Source organism: Pseudomonas sp. M1 (assembly GCF_022760135.1).
Classification (GTDB): domain Bacteria; phylum Pseudomonadota; class Gammaproteobacteria; order Pseudomonadales; family Pseudomonadaceae; genus Pseudomonas; species Pseudomonas citronellolis.
In genome coordinates this window covers 4,392,784-4,406,986 of record NZ_CP094343.1, presented here as the reverse complement: position 1 = coordinate 4,406,986, position 14,203 = coordinate 4,392,784, and the positions used below count along the sequence as shown (strand labels likewise).

Sequence of the window (14,203 nt, the reverse complement as noted above, 5' to 3'; positions counted from 1 at the left end):
CCCGGCGGCCCGCGTTCCGGCTGCGCTCATCCCGGAGAGACGATGAACCCGTCCGCCTGCTTCTCCCAGAGCTACGCCGAGGCGCGTGGCAAGTTCCTCGAGGCCTGTGCCGCCGCCGGCCTGGCCGTCGAATCCCATGACCACCCGCTGCCCGGGCGCGACGGCGAGCCGCTGGCCCTGGACGTGGCCCGCGACGGCCCGGAGGACGCCAGCCGATTGCTGATCGTCAGCAGCGGCTGTCACGGCGTCGAAGGCTTCTGCGGTTCCGCCGTGCAGACCGCGATGCTGCGCGACGCGCATTGGCGGGCGCGTGTGCACGAAAGCGGCTGTGCCGTGCTCTACCTGCACGCGGTCAACCCCTACGGCTTCTCCTGGTGGCGGCGCTGGACCCACGAGAACGTCGACCTCAACCGCAACTTCCTGGACTTTTCCGCGCCCCTGCCTGAGAACCCTGCCTACGCCCGTCTCGATCCGCTGCTGGTGCCACGCCGCTGGCCGTCGCGGCTGAGCCGTGCGCGCTTGTTGCTGCAGATCCTGCGCCATGGCCGCCGGCACCTGCAACAGGCCGTTTCCTGCGGCCAGAGCAGCCATCCGCACGGGCTCTTCTACGTCGGCGCCGCACCCACCTGGAGCAACGGCAAGGTGCGCCAGGTGCTGCGCCAGCATGGCCGCCGCTGCCAGGAGCTGGGTTGGATCGACCTGCATACCGGCCTCGGCCCCCGCGGGCACGGCGAGCGTATCCACTCCGGTGAAAACACCGCGGAATCGCTGGCCCGCTCCCGCGCCTGGTGGGGCGAGTCGGTGCGTTCGGCGGAGGAGGGCAACAGTGTGTCGGTGAGGCTCAACGGCAAGATGGTGCATGCCGCGCTGCAGGAATGCCCCCAGGCGCGGCTGACCTCCATGACCCTGGAGTTCGGCACCCTGCCGGGATCGCAGGTGCTGGACGCGCTGCGCGCCGACCAGTGGCTGGCCCGCTCGCCGCAGGCGCCGGTGCACAAGGCCGGGCGCATCAAGCAGCAGTTACGCGATGCCTTCTACGTGGACGCTGACGACTGGAAGCGCCAGGTGCTGGCGCAGGCCAGCGAAGCGGCCTGGCTGGCGCTCCGGGGCCTGTGCGAGGCGTAGCTTCGAAGAGGCCGGTGTGGCGATCGCTCAGGACTCGTTGCGGTTGCGGCCTTCCATGAAGAATCGCCACTCCTTCTGGATGATCTCGTAAGGCACGTAGACGCTGAGCTTCCTGTCGTTCTGCCGGGCGCCCATTCTCGGGGTTTGAACTTCAGCGGGCAGGCTTTCCGGAGCGGTCTGTTGCCTGTGGCTCGACAGTTCGAAATCCATGGGTTTCCCCGCTATCTCCAGGCCTGTTTCATAGGCGAACCGGAACAGTTCCACGTCCCGGGAAATGCCCAGCTTTCTCATGGCACTGGACTTCTGCGAACTGACGGTCTGCTTGGTGCGCTTGAGCTGGTTGGCGATGCCGTTCACGGAGAGCCCGGATACATACAGCCGGATCACTTCCGCCTCGCGCCGCGTCAGGCTGGAGTTGGCGGTGCGCGAAGCGAGGATGCCGTTCTGTTCCTGGCCGTTGGAGCGGAACTGCGGGGAAATGTAGGTCGCTCCGGCATACACGGCGTGCACCGCGGAAATCAGGTGGCCGGCGGCATCCTGGGCGCGCACGGTGAAGCTGTGCCCGGCATTGGCCAGCGCATTTTCAGGGGGGAAGGACCAGTTGCCGTTCGCGTCGGCGCGGACGTCGCCCAGCTTGTAGCCGTTGTCGTAGATCGTGACCACGGTGCCGGCTTCGGCATGACCGCTGAAGGTCGGCCGGCTGTCGTCGGTGACGCTGCCGGAGGCGAGCGAGCCCTGGCGGGCGCCGATCTGGTCGATGGCATGGGTGATCTGCGGCGGCTCGGCGGACAGCGGAGCGACGTTCAGTGCCGCAAGTTGTACGGGGGCCGCGGCGTCGCCGGTTTGGGGCTCCAGCTCCGCGGCGGGGGCGATTTCGGCGGAAGGCAGCAGCAGGCCCAGAACCGGGCTGACCACCTGCTGTTCAGTGGCGCTCGCTGCCTGCAGGTCGAAGGCGACCGGGCCTTGCTGCGGGTCGTCCTGGCCCATCACGGCGCGCAGGAGTTCGCCGTCATGCTTGAGGACATGCAGGCGGGCGTCGTGGCTGAAGAACTGCTCGAACTTCAGCGCCGGGCGGGCTTGCTCCTGGGATCGGAAAGCCAGCAGCAGGTCTTCTCCGGAGCGTTCGGCAACCAGCGCATCGCTCAGGGAGGCATGCTGGGGCTCCTGCAATACGTACAGGTTGCCAGGCTTGCTCATCAGGACTTGTTCAGGCGCGGCCTGGCTTGCATCCAGGGTATATGCCTGTATGAGGGAGTCTTCGGTCACGACCGAGAAATTTATTTTGCTATCGATCAGATTTTTCATTTAGGTACGGATAGTTGATAGTTACAGGGTCAACCCTCTTCCCGCATCCTGCAGCAGGCGCGAACCCACAAGCGTCTCGAAAAGTGCCGATACCCGCGGGGCGGGCGGCATGAGTCTTCGGGGTCGCTTTCGGCGCTTGAGAAACAGTTCTCCGGTGGATTTCCGAAGGAGAAATTCAGCGCTGATCTGTTTAGAAGAAGTTGCGTCGTCTTGCGCTGAAAAGAGTAGGGCGCGGCCTTCGGGGCGGGTATCTGACGAGTTCTAAAATGCCCTGGATCGGCGCCTTACTTTTCGTCAATTCGATATGCCGGGATCGCGCAGCATGCGGGATGGCCGCCTCGGAAAGGGCCGTTCCATGCGCCTCCGCTGGCGGTGATATCGGGATCGGCTTGATGGCCGCCGCTACTGGGTCGATGCACTTCCTGCGCGCTTTCTGAAGTCAATGTCCGCTGATAGGCCTGGAAGATAATCCGCGTTCTTCCAGTCAGGGCTGTTGGGGGCCGGGTTCAAGATGATCGCGGTGTGTAGTGGCAGGGAGGGTTGGCCGCTGGGGTGGCCGTACTTGGCGGAATCGTGGAGCGAAGAATTCAGACGGCGTCGCATGGTGTTGCCGGAGTTCACCTGGATACCATCCTGGCTGCCCGGAACCGGTTCGGGACCTGCCGATAGCATTTGCTTGGCTTGAAACGAGTTGAATAGCGCCGGTCTTGCCTCGTGGATATTTCGAGAAAAGACTCCAGGAAATGGAACTTCGCCCCTGTCGTGGATGAAAGATTCACACTCGTTCATCGGGTGTGGGTCTTCGGCTGTTGCTTGAACCTGTGCCCTGTATTTATTGAAAGGATCGCGTGAATGAAATCGAGAAACACCTTAGGCGTCGTTGTGGGTGCCGTGGTCGCCTTGTCTGCCATGGATGGCTTCGCCCAAGGCCGGAATTCGGTCGAGGTCGAGGCTTTCGGCAAGCGCTACTTCACCGACAGCAATCGCAACATGCAGAACGGCGACCTGTACGGCGGCTCCCTCGGCTACTTCCTGACCGACGACGTCGAGCTGGCGCTGTCCTACGGTGAATACCACGACCTGCGCGGCACCTCCTCGAGCGGCAATGCCAAGGTGCATGGCAGCCTGGCTTCGCTGGACGCCATCTACCACTTCGGCGCTCCCGGCGCGGGCCTGCGCCCGTACCTGTCCGCCGGCATCGGCCACCAGAGCCTGACCAACGTCAACAGCGAGAACGGCGGCCGTCAGAACCTGACCATGGCCAACATCGGCGCCGGCCTGAAGTACTACTTCACCGAGAACTTCTATGCCAGGGCCGGCCTCGACGGCCAGTACGGCCTGGAGAAGCGCGACAACGGCCACCAGGGCGAGTGGATGGCCGGCGTCGGCGTCGGCCTGAACTTCGGCGGCGGTTCCAAGCCGGCCCCGGCGACCGAGCCGGTCGCCGAAGTCTGCTCCGACGAAGACCACGACGGCGTCTGCGACAACGTCGACAAGTGCCCGAACACTCCGGCCAACGTCACCGTCGACGCCAGCGGCTGCCCGGTCGTGGCCGAGGCCGTGCGCGTCCAGCTGGACGTCAAGTTCGACTTCGACAAGTCCAAGGTCAAGCAGAACAGCTACGCGGACATCAAGAACCTGGCCGACTTCATGAAGCAGTACCCGTCCACCTCCACCACCGTTGAAGGCCACACCGACTCCGTCGGCACCGACGCCTACAACCAGAGGCTGTCCGAGCGTCGCGCCAACGCCGTTCGTGACGTGCTGGTCAACGAGTACGGCGTGGAAGGCGGCCGCGTGAACGCCGTGGGTTATGGTGAGAGCCGCCCGGTCGCTGACAACGGCACCGCCCAAGGTCGCGCCGTCAACCGTCGCGTGGAAGCCGAAGTGGAAGCACAGGCCAAGTGATGATCGGCCGGAGCTGACGAGTCAGCCCGATCGAGGCTGCAATGCAGTTCACTTGAGCGGAGCAGCCTTTCCGTCCACTGGATCGGAACCTTCACCGCCCAGGGCCTCGATGGCCCTGGGCGGTGATCCAGCAGCAAACCCCCGATACCAGCCCTCAACGCAGGCAAACGCCTTTTCATCGGCCAAACGCATCCCGCCACGCCGGCTGGGGCTCGGTTGGGCCTCCGCAGAAGGTCGGCAACCCAGGCCTGCGCCCTCGGCTCCACGGGCGCTCCCGGCGCTATTCCGTTGGTTTCACTGCGTCTACGCCCGCACCTGGGCGGTGATATTCCCGATGGCGCCGATTCCGTCAGCCGCTGAAATTGCGCGCGGTGACGTAGGCACGCTTCCAGTAGGGGGAGGCGAGGGAGTCGATGCGGATCTTCTTGCCCGTGCTGGGGGCGTGAATGAAGCGGTTGTCGCCGATGTAGAGGCCGACGTGGCTGACTCTATCGCTGCCGTTGTGGCTGAAGAACACGGCGTCGCCGGGTTGCAGTTCGTGGCGGGCGATAGTCGCGTCGCGCCGTGCAATCATCGACCGGGTGGTGCGTGGCAGGCGCTGGTCGGCGACGCTGCGATACAGGTAGACCAGCAGGCCGCTGCAATCGAACCCGGTTTCCTCCGATTCGCCGCCCCGGCGGTAGCGCTGGCCGACGAGTTGGTGCGCGCGGGCGACGATGAGCTGGCGCGTGTCCGGATTGACGGCGCTAGACCAGTCCGCTGGTACTGGTTGGGCCGATGCGGGCGAGTAGCGGCGCCACTGCCGGGCATCGAAGTCATCGGCGTGGGCGAGGGGAACGATCAGCACAAGAAGTAAAAGAGCGATAAACCAATGAAGAGCACGCATTTCGGAACACTACGGGGCGAAGGTTGGGTCGTGGCGCAATCCTTCTGCTGGCAAGCCTGCACCGGGCCCTGTTCCGCACGGACGAGGGAGGCATGGGTAATCCAGGGTTGGCCGCTACTTCCCTGGTAGCTGCTGGGGCTCTCCAGTATTCGTGCCGGCCAGGGCAGGCCCTGGCGGCGGGGCAGGCGCGGGCTCGGTGAAGGGACGCTGGCAGAAAGCACGGAGCCCCCGGCGTGGGTTATTCCTGGCGATGCGGTTAGGATTTCATGTATCGGCCTTGGAACTTTCGCCGGCGCGGCGGTCTGAGGTGTCAATCTGCCATTGATCAGCCAGGGAGGCTGTATGAAGGGTGTTCTCGTTGCTGTTCCGCTGCTGTTCTGCGCCGCCTGGGCGCAGGCGGATACGATCTACAAATGCGTCGATGCGCAGGGCAAGGTGACTTTCACCAAGCAGGCCTGCCCCAACGGCGGCAACGCCGGCGTCGAGCTGAACGTGGAGAACCGCCGGCCCAGTGGCGGCGGCGAGGGGGCGGTGATGGCGCAGCCGGCGCTTCAGGCGCCGACTGCGGATTACGCTCCGGCGGGGGCTTATCCGGCGCAGCAGCCGGCGGCCCCGGCGCCGGCCGGTGGTACGCGGGTGACCGTGGTGGGCGGCTCGGAGGAGCGGCCGGGCTGCTCCACCGGGCTTTCCGAGCGCGACCTGCGGACCGCCATGGTGCGCAAGGAAATCGTCCCGGGCATGAGCCGCAAGGAAATCGAGAGCATGTTCGGCACCCCGAGCAAGCAGGCCAGCGCCCACGGCGCCGGCAGCAGCACCTACTGGAACGACAAGTACCTGAACTTCTTCAGCATCAACTACGACGCCAATGGCTGCGTGGTGAACAGCTACCAGTCCGGCGCCAGCAACTGAGCCCCATCCCGCGCGGCCCCCGGGCCGCGCGCTTTCAGTCCGCGGCGGCGTCGGCCGGCGCCCGGGCCTTCAGCCACAGGCCGAACTCCTTCACCACCTCCACCACCTTGCGCAGGCGTTCGCCATCCTCGCTCAGGCGGTATTCCACCTTCACCGGCACTTGCGGGTAAACCGTGCGCGTCACCAGGCCGGCGTCCTCCAGGGCGCGCAGGTCGAGGGTCAGCATGCGCTGGGAGATGTTCGGCATGTCGCGGCGCAGTTCGTTGAAGCGCTTGGGGCCGTCCAGCAGATAGGACACCAGCAGCAGGCGCCAGCGCCCGCCCAGCAGGTGCATGGCTTCTTCCACCGAACAACCGGAGACGTTCTTCTTCATGGCCGGCTCCTCATGGCGGGCGCAAGGTATATTTTTTGTACCTATACACCATTTTTCTCCCTTCTTTAAAAGATATACCGCTCTGCGGATACTCCTGCGCACCATCGACGCAAGGAGTTCTCCATGAAGCTGTACTACGCCCCCGGCGCCTGTTCCCTGGCCTCCCACATCACCCTGCGCGAGCTGGGCCTGCCCTTCGAACTGGTGTGGGTGGACAACCGCAGCAAGCGCACCGCCCACGGCGCCGACTATCTCGCCATCAACCCCAAGGGCTATGTCGCCGCCCTGCAACTGGACGACGGCCAGGTACTCACCGAGGGGCCGGCCATCCTCCAGTACCTGGCCGACCTGCGCCCCGAGGCGGGTCTGGCGCCGGCGCCGGGCGGCCTGGCGCGGGCGCGGCTGCAGGAGTGGCTGAACTTCATCGGCAGCGAGATCCATGCCGGCATGAACCCGCTGTTCGACGGCGAGCTGCCGGAGGCGCTGAAGACGCGCTTCCGCAATCAGGTCGGCAAGCGCCTGGCACAGACGGCGCCGGCCCTGGAGCACTCCAGTCACCTGCTGGGCGAAGGCTTCAGCGTGGCCGATGCCTACCTGTTCACCGTCCTGGGCTGGACGCAGCGCCTGGGCATCGACCTGGCGCGTTGGCCGGCGCTGGCGCGCTTCGTCGAGCGGGTAGGGGCGCGTGACAGCGTGCGCGCTGCGCTTCAGGCCGAAGCGCAACAGTGCACCGCCCCGCAATGACGGCCACACTACCGACTAAGGGACGATAGCCGCGGCCGGCAAATGGTCGCCTAATGGCCCTGACAACAATAATTCAGGGCCTGCGCCAACCCGGGTGTTCCACGGGGCGGGCGATGGCTGGAGAGGTGCCCTCATGGACCCGACGCGTTCGCGTATCTTCCTCGTTCTTTCCCTGCAGACCACCGGCCTTCTCGCGCTGTTCATCGCCCAGTCGCTGGGCGGCTGGCCGCTGTCGCTGTGCCTGCTGCTCGGTTTCGCGCTGCTCTGGCTGCCCTGGTTCGTCGGCCAGCGGCGCAGCCTGCCCGGCGTATCCGCCGCCGCGCCGGAGCTGGCCGCGCTGACCCGCGATCTGTCCCGCAGCACCAGCCACAATGCGCTGTCCGCCGCCGGCGTGTCCTACTCGGTGCAGCGCCTGGTGGAGCGCCTGGAGTCGCAACTGGCGGCGGCCGAGCAGATCGTCGGCAGCGCCGAGGTGATGATCCACACCGAGCGCGCCACCTCTTCCCTGGCGCGCCAGGCCATGGACGCCGCGACCCAGGCCCGCGCCGGCAGCGATGTCGGGCGCAGCGAGCTGCAGCAGGCCATCGCCCGCATGCACCAGCTCAGCGGCCGCGCCGGCGAAAGCCGCGCGCTGATCGAGGCGCTGAGCCAGCGCAGCGAGGACATCCAGCGCGTCACCCAGGTGATCCAGTCGATCGCCAGCCAGACCAACCTGTTGGCCCTCAACGCCGCCATCGAGGCGGCCCGCGCCGGCGAGCACGGCCGCGGTTTCGCGGTGGTCGCCGACGAGGTGCGCGGGCTGGCCGCGCGCACCGCCGAGGCCACCGAGGAGGTGGGGCAGATGGTCGAGGACATCCAGCAGCGCACCGCCCAGGTCGCCGAGCAGATCCTCCAGTTGGCCGCCGACCTCGATGAAGGCGTGGCCCAGGTGGAGCGCACCGGCGGGCAGCTGGAAGGCATCGCCGGGCTGGCCGCCGGCGTCGAGCGGCAGATCACCGAGATCGCCGAAGGCGCGGAGATCAACCGCCACCAACTGGACAACCTGTTCGCCGCGGTGGAGCGCATGCGCGCCGACATCCGCGTCAGCGACGAGCAGACCCACCGCCTGGCCGACGCCGCCGTGCACCTGGAGGCCCAGGCCGAGGCCATCAGCGAGCGCCTGGCCGAAGTGGGTCTGGACGACTATCACCAGCGCGTCTACGACCTGGCCCGCGAAGGCGCATCGAGCATAGGCGCGCGCTTCGCCGCCGACCTGGAGGACGGGCGGATTTCCGCCGAGGACCTGTTCGACCGCCACTACCAGCCGATCCCGGGCACCGAGCCGCAGAAGTACAGCACGCGCTTCGACCGCTACACCGACGAGGTGCTGCCGAAGATCCAGGAAGACCTGCTGCAGCGCCACGAGGGCCTGGTGTTCGCCATCGCCTGCACCGCCGAGGGCTACGTGCCGACGCACAACCGCGCCTTCGCCCAGGCGCCCACCGGCGACCCCGAGGTGGACCGCCTGAAGAGCCGCAGCAAGCGCCTGTTCGACGACCGCACCGGGATCCGCTGCGGCAGCCACCAGCAGGCGCTGCTGTTGCAGACCTACTGCCGTGACACCGGCGAGCAGATGCACGACCTGTCGGTGCCGATCTTCGTCAACGGCCGCCATTGGGGCGGCCTGCGCCTGGGCTACCGGCCCGAGAGCATGCCGCTGAGCGAGACGCCGGCGCTGCGCAGCCCAGGCCGGCGCGGGGCCGCCTCGGCCCGATGAGAACCGGGGGAAGCAAAAAAGGCCGTGCATCCGAGGATGTGCGGCCTTTTCGTTTGAGTCAGGGCGGAGCGGATCTCATCCGCGAATCGCGCCGGGATGTCCGGCTATCGCGGACAGAGTCCTACGAAGAGCAGCTCGGCGCGCGCAGGGGAATGGAATGGGGCACCGTAGGGCGCATAACCGTTCGCGGTTATCCGCCGTCGGCGTTATGCGCTCCACATATTGTAGGAGCAATTGCCTTGCCGGCTACGCCGAGGTGCTTTTCGTAGGATGGGTTGAGCTTGCGAAACCCATGTAGTTGGGGGTGATGGGTATCGCTTCGCTCAACGCCATCCTGCGACGGCTCGCGAATGGGGACCGCTCGTGCCACCGGGCGCGACCCGCCGCGACCTCAGAACCGCTTCGTCGCCCGCGCCACCACGGTTGCCGTGCAGATGTCCTTGAACCCCTGCCAGTTGAAGCATTCGCTCTGCGACAGGTCGGTGTCGATGTAGCTCAGCGACCAGTCGATGCCGGCGAACTCCCTGTCCAGGCGCGCCTCCCATTCGTGGTAGGTGCTGCGCGTGCCGCCGTCGCCGGCGAGGTACAGCGGGTCCTTGGCGTCGTTGCGGCCGTAGCGCAGCTTGGCCTGGAAGCCGGCCGGCAGTTCGAAGCCGTAGCCGACGTAGCTGTAGAGCTGGCTCTGGTCCTTGCCGACGTAGGTGGTGATGTCCTTCGAGTAGTAGCTGGCCAGCTCGAAGCCGTAGGCGTTGAGGACGGCGTAGACCTCGCTCTGGTTGAACTGGCCTTCCTTCGGGTAGCGGTACTGGATGTAGCCCAGGTCCAGGCTCACCGCGTCGGTGGCCTGCCAGTACCAGCCGGCGTAGTAGTCCAGCTCCTGGCGCGTCTTCAGACCGTAGCCGAAGTCGACGTTGGAGCTCCACACGCCCAGGTACAGGCCGCTGCTGTGCTGCAGGGTGGCGGCGGCCTGGATGGCCGGGTCGTTCTGCGTCTGCGAGATGCCGCGGGTGCGGTAGTCGCTGGCCAGGGTGGCCTCCAGCTGGACCGAGAGGTCCTCGGTCAGCTCCAGCGCATGGCTGCTGGCGAAAGGCGCGCAGGCGAGCGCCGCGCCGAGGACGAGTGCTTTGTACTTCATGGACTTACCCTTTGTTGTGCTTGTGTGGGCTGTGCTTGTGTGGGCAGGAAAAAAGCCCGCGCAGCCCCCTCCCGCCGGCGAGCCGGGAAGCGAAAGGGAAGGGGCGGCGGGAAGGGCCGGGCTTCAGCCCGGCAGTGGAGCGAACGGTGTCAGAGCGCTTCCTGGCCGTCGGCGCGGTAGACCTCGCGGCCGCCGAACAGGGTGTGCAGCACCTTGGCCTCGCCCAGTTCGGCGTCGGGGACGCTGAACAGGTCGCGGTCGAGCACCACCAGGTCGGCCTGCTTGCCGGGGGCCAGGCTGCCGATCTTCTCGCCCAGGCCGATGGCCTTCGCGGCATTGGCGGTGTACGCGTAGAACATGGCCTGGCGGTCGATGCGCTGCTCCGGGTTGAGCACGCCCTTCGGGCCCTGGCGCGTCACCGCCTGGTACATGGCCTTCAGCGGGTCGGGGGTGGACACCGGCCAGTCGCTGGCCCCGGCGATGGTGGCGCCGGCGTCCAGCAGCGACTTGGCCGGGTACATGTAGCGGAAGGCGTCGTCGGCGATGTAGGGCTTGACCAGGTCGAGGGTGTAGTCCTCGGCGGTGGCCCAGTCCAGCTGCATCGAGGCGATCACGCCCAACTGCCTGAAGCGCGGGAAGTCTGCGGGGTTGACCAGTTGCAGGTGGGTGATGGAATGGGTGACGCCGCTTTGCCGGTCCTTGCGCGCCTGGGCGATGCCGTTGAGCGACTCGCGTACCGCGCGGTCGCCGATGGCGTGGATGTGCACCAGCCAGCCGCGGGCATCGGCGGCGCTGACCAGCTCGCCGAAGTGCCGCGGGTCGAGCAGCAACTCGCCGGGCTTGTGTAGGTTGCTGTAGTTCTCCAGCAGCGCGGCGGACTGCGCCGGGTATTCCAGCACGCCGTCGGCGAATACCTTGATGCCCGGCAGGCTCAGGTTGGGGATGCCCTGGAACTGCTGGCGCACCTTGTCGATCACCGCCAGGTCCGCCGGGCGGCTCTTCGGGTTGACCACCAGCAGCGCGGCGACGTGGGCGCTGAGCCGGCCCTGTTGCGCCAGGTCGCGGTACACCGGCAACACGCCGACGGTGTGCTCCGTGGGCTTGATGTCGAACAGCGCCTGGCCCGGGCTGCCGTTGGCCGCCGGGTCCATCCAGGCGGTGATGCCCAGGCTGTTATTGTACCGCACGGCGGCCAGGCCGGCGCGGTCGAGGGTCTGCTGGTCGGCGGCGGGCATGGCTGCGGCGACGCGGTCGAAGCCGGAGTCGACGACGAAGCCACTGGGGGTGAAGTCCGGCGCGTGGCCGATGTTCTGCTGCTCGGTGGCCGGCAGCGAGCGCACCAGCGCCGCGTCCAGCCTGGCGCGGCGCAGCATGGCGGCGTTGGCCCAGGCGGTGTGGTGGTCGCTGCCGATGAGCACGATGGGCACCTGCGCCCATTCGCCGGCATTGAAAATCTTCGCCAGCCCCTCGGCCTGGGACCAGTAGCTGGAGTGCATGCCGTTCAGCACCAGGATGTCGCCGACCCGGGCCTTGCCGTTGTCGCGGGCCTCGCGCAGGCGTTGCGCCAGCTCGTCGAGGCCGACCTGCTCGTCCTCCATGCTCGCGGCGATCAGCTCCAGGCCGCCGAAGATGGCGTGCGAGTGGCTGTCGATGAAGCCGGGCATCAGCAGCTTGCCGCCCAGGTCGACCTGGCGGCTGTGGGCGTCGGCGAGGGCGCGCACTTCCTGGTCGCTGCCGACCTTCAGCACCTTGTCGCCGGCGATGGCCAGCGCCTGTTGCAGCGGCTGCCCGGGTTCGGCGGTGAAGACCTTGGCGTTGTACAGGATCAGGTCGGCGGTTTGTGCGTGGGCTTCCAAAGTGCCCAGTGCGATTGCGACAGCGAGTGCGCCCTTGATGAGCCTTCGCATGCTTCCCCCTTGCTTGGTGGTTGATTTTTATTGGTCTGGGCAAGAGGCTAATGGCCCGGAGCTAGTTCCCGAAAGCCAGTCGCTGGCACAAGACTTGTGAAAATCTGGAAAGAATATGGACAGGTTCAGTAGCCTCGCCCTTTTCGTCGCCTGCGCCGAGACCGGCAGTTTCAGCCGCGCCGCCGAGCAACTGGGCAAGACGCCCTCGGCGGTGACCAAGGCCATCGGCCAGCTGGAGGCCAGCCTCGGCGCGCGCCTGTTCGAGCGCACCACCCGCAGCATGGCCCTGACCGAGGCCGGGCAGCTGTACCTGGACAGCGCCCGCGAAGTGCTGGCGCGTATGCACGAGACCGCCGAGGAGATCGGCCAGCTGCAGCACAGCCTGCGCGGCAGCCTGCGGATCACTGCGCCGCTGGCCTTCGGCGCGGCCTTCCTCAATGACGTCTGCGCCGACTTCCTCAACCAGCACCCGCAGCTGCGCCTGCAGGTGGACCTCAGCGACAGCTACGTCGACCTGCTCGACGGCCGCTACGACCTGGCCCTGCGCCTGGGCCACAGCAACCTGCCGGGGCTGATCGTGCGGCCGCTGGTGGAGAACCGCCTGGTGCTCTGCGCCAGCCCCGAATACCTGGCGCGCCGCGGCGAGCCCCGGCACCCGCTGGAGCTGGCCGAGCACGACCGCCTGACCTACTGGCACCCGGCGCTGGATACCCGCTGGTGGCTGGAGCGCGACGGCGAGCGCTTCTCCATCCTGCGCGAGGGGCGCCTGAGCAGCGACAACCACGAACTGCTGCTGGCCGCCTGCCTGAAGGGCAGGGGCCTGATGCCCTGCCCGCTGTGGAGCGTCCAGCCCTACCTGCGCGACGGGCGCCTGCGCAGCGTGCTGGAGGACTACCACTTCGACCCCGACGCCTTCGGCCAGCGCATCCTCGCCGTCTACCCCAGCCACAGGCGCGCCACGCGCAAGATCCTCGCCTTCATCGAGCACCTGGAAGAGGCCCTGCGCCAACTGGGCATCGAGGCCTAGCGCCCGCGGAAACGCCCCGGCGGCACGCTCTTCCAGCGCTTGAAGGCGTGGATGAAGTTGGACACCTCGCCATAGCCCAGGCGCTCGGCGATCTCTTCCAGGCGGATGGCACCGGTGCCCAGCAGCTCCTCGGCCAGGGCCTGGCGCACCTCGTCGAGCAGGGCGCGGTAGCTGCTGCCCTCGTCCTGCAGGCGGCGGCGCAGGGTGCGCGAGGTCATGTGCAGTTCCGCCGCCACCTGCTCCATGTCCGGCAGGCGCCCGGGGGTGCGCAGCAGGCGGTCGCGGATGCGCCCGGCCAGGCCGCCCAGTTCCTGGCGGCGGGCCAGCAGCGCGCGGCACTCTTCCTCGCAGTGCCGCGCCACCTGCGGGTTGGCGCCGGGCAGCGGCAGGTCGAGGGCGGCGCTGGCGAAGACGATGCGGTTGGCGGGCTGGCCGAACGCGGGTTCCACGCCCAGTTCGGCCAGGTACAGGCTGCCGTCGGCAGGCCGGGGGCGGCGGAATTCGGCGCACAGGATCGGCAGCGGGCGCCCGGTGAGGTCGCGCTGGATGCGCAGCACGCCGCCCAGGTCGCGCTCGCAGGCGAAGGCGCGGACGTCCTCCGGCACGTCGCTGTCGTCCAGCAGCAGGTGGGCCTCGGCGCCGTCCTCCTGCAATTCCAGGCGGGTGAACACGTAGGTCAGCCCCAGGTAGCGCAGGCCGAGCAGGGCGGCGCTGCGGAAGGTCGGGCTGCTGAGCAGGGCGAAGCCCCAGATGCCGTAGGCGTTCAGGTGGTAGCGCAGGCCGGCCTGCAGGCCGCTGCCGGCGGGCAGCCGCTGCGCCAGGTTGCGCAGCACCTGCAACTCGCAGGCGGCGTCGATCTCGCGGGCCGGGTCGGCGAGCACCGCCAGGTCCAGGCCGCTGCCGTGCAGGCAGTCCTCCAGCGCCAGGCCATGGTCGAGGCCGAACTGGGTGAGCAGTTGCACGCTCAGGGCGCTGCGGCGGCTGGGCCGGGGCTGGTCGGGCATCGCGGGCTCCGTCTTGTCCGGAAATCACAATTTAATGTCCGACTATGCCATAAACCGGCGCCGCCGGCGGCACTAGCCTATGCTCATCCGCCAGCGCGGCGGATGACGGCAGGCCCCGCGCGGC

At 67.6% G+C, this 14,203-nt stretch carries 12 protein-coding genes; 6 read left to right on the top strand and 6 right to left on the bottom strand.

What is annotated here, in order from left to right:
• Positions 1-42 precede the first annotated feature (42 nt).
• A complete protein-coding gene (locus tag PM1_RS19265) occupies positions 43-1,125 on the top strand; it encodes a M14 family metallopeptidase (protein ID WP_009619169.1) in 1,083 nt (360 codons plus the stop codon).
• A gap of 27 nt (positions 1,126-1,152) precedes the next feature.
• Here PM1_RS19265 and PM1_RS19260 read toward each other — a convergent pair whose 3' ends face one another.
• Positions 1,153-2,430 carry a response regulator transcription factor gene (locus PM1_RS19260; RefSeq protein WP_009619170.1) on the bottom strand — a complete coding sequence of 426 codons (1,278 nt, stop codon included), beginning with the start codon at positions 2,428-2,430 and terminating at the stop codon, positions 1,153-1,155.
• Positions 2,431-3,282: 852 nt separating this feature from the next.
• Here PM1_RS19260 and PM1_RS19255 point away from each other — a divergent pair.
• A complete protein-coding gene (locus tag PM1_RS19255; RefSeq protein WP_009619172.1) occupies positions 3,283-4,338 on the top strand; it encodes an OmpA family protein in 1,056 nt (351 codons plus the stop codon).
• A gap of 349 nt (positions 4,339-4,687) precedes the next feature.
• Here PM1_RS19255 and PM1_RS19250 read toward each other — a convergent pair whose 3' ends face one another.
• The gene (locus PM1_RS19250; protein WP_009619173.1) at positions 4,688-5,224 is read right to left on the bottom strand and encodes a C40 family peptidase; all 537 of its coding nucleotides are present in this window, start codon (positions 5,222-5,224) and stop codon (positions 4,688-4,690) included.
• Positions 5,225-5,566: 342 nt separating this feature from the next.
• Between PM1_RS19250 and PM1_RS19245 the strand changes: the two genes are divergently transcribed.
• On the top strand, positions 5,567-6,133 hold the full coding sequence (locus PM1_RS19245; RefSeq protein WP_009619174.1) for a DUF4124 domain-containing protein: 567 nt from the start codon (positions 5,567-5,569) through the stop codon (positions 6,131-6,133).
• A 34-nt stretch (positions 6,134-6,167) separates the two neighbouring features.
• Here the strand turns inward: PM1_RS19245 and PM1_RS19240 are convergent, their stop codons facing one another.
• Entirely contained in the window at positions 6,168-6,506 is a 339-nt protein-coding gene (locus PM1_RS19240; protein ID WP_009619175.1) for a winged helix-turn-helix transcriptional regulator, read from the bottom strand.
• A gap of 123 nt (positions 6,507-6,629) precedes the next feature.
• On the opposite strand from PM1_RS19240, the gene gstA reads away from it, so the two are divergent.
• Positions 6,630-7,250: a glutathione transferase GstA gene (gene gstA, locus PM1_RS19235; protein WP_009619176.1), complete on the top strand. Its 621-nt coding sequence runs from the start codon at positions 6,630-6,632 to the stop codon at positions 7,248-7,250.
• A 133-nt stretch (positions 7,251-7,383) separates the two neighbouring features.
• Positions 7,384-9,006: a methyl-accepting chemotaxis protein gene (locus PM1_RS19230; protein ID WP_009619177.1), complete on the top strand. Its 1,623-nt coding sequence runs from the start codon at positions 7,384-7,386 to the stop codon at positions 9,004-9,006.
• Positions 9,007-9,397: 391 nt separating this feature from the next.
• On the opposite strand, the gene PM1_RS19225 is transcribed toward PM1_RS19230, so the two are convergent.
• Together PM1_RS19225 and PM1_RS19220 are read right to left on the bottom strand one after the other, a co-directional pair.
• Positions 9,398-10,141, bottom strand: coding sequence for a TorF family putative porin (locus tag PM1_RS19225; protein WP_009619178.1), 744 nt, complete (start codon positions 10,139-10,141; stop codon positions 9,398-9,400).
• Between the two features lie 149 nt (positions 10,142-10,290).
• Positions 10,291-12,048, bottom strand: coding sequence for an amidohydrolase (locus tag PM1_RS19220; RefSeq protein ID WP_009619180.1), 1,758 nt, complete (start codon positions 12,046-12,048; stop codon positions 10,291-10,293).
• A 115-nt stretch (positions 12,049-12,163) separates the two neighbouring features.
• On the opposite strand from PM1_RS19220, the gene PM1_RS19215 reads away from it, so the two are divergent.
• Positions 12,164-13,075, top strand: a complete 912-nt coding sequence (locus PM1_RS19215; RefSeq protein WP_009619189.1) for a LysR family transcriptional regulator — start codon at positions 12,164-12,166, stop codon at positions 13,073-13,075.
• On the opposite strand, the gene PM1_RS19210 is transcribed toward PM1_RS19215, so the two are convergent.
• Entirely contained in the window at positions 13,072-14,079 is a 1,008-nt protein-coding gene (locus PM1_RS19210) for an AraC family transcriptional regulator (RefSeq protein ID WP_009619191.1), read from the bottom strand. The genes PM1_RS19215 and PM1_RS19210 overlap by 4 nt on opposite strands.
• Positions 14,080-14,203: the final 124 nt, after the last annotated feature.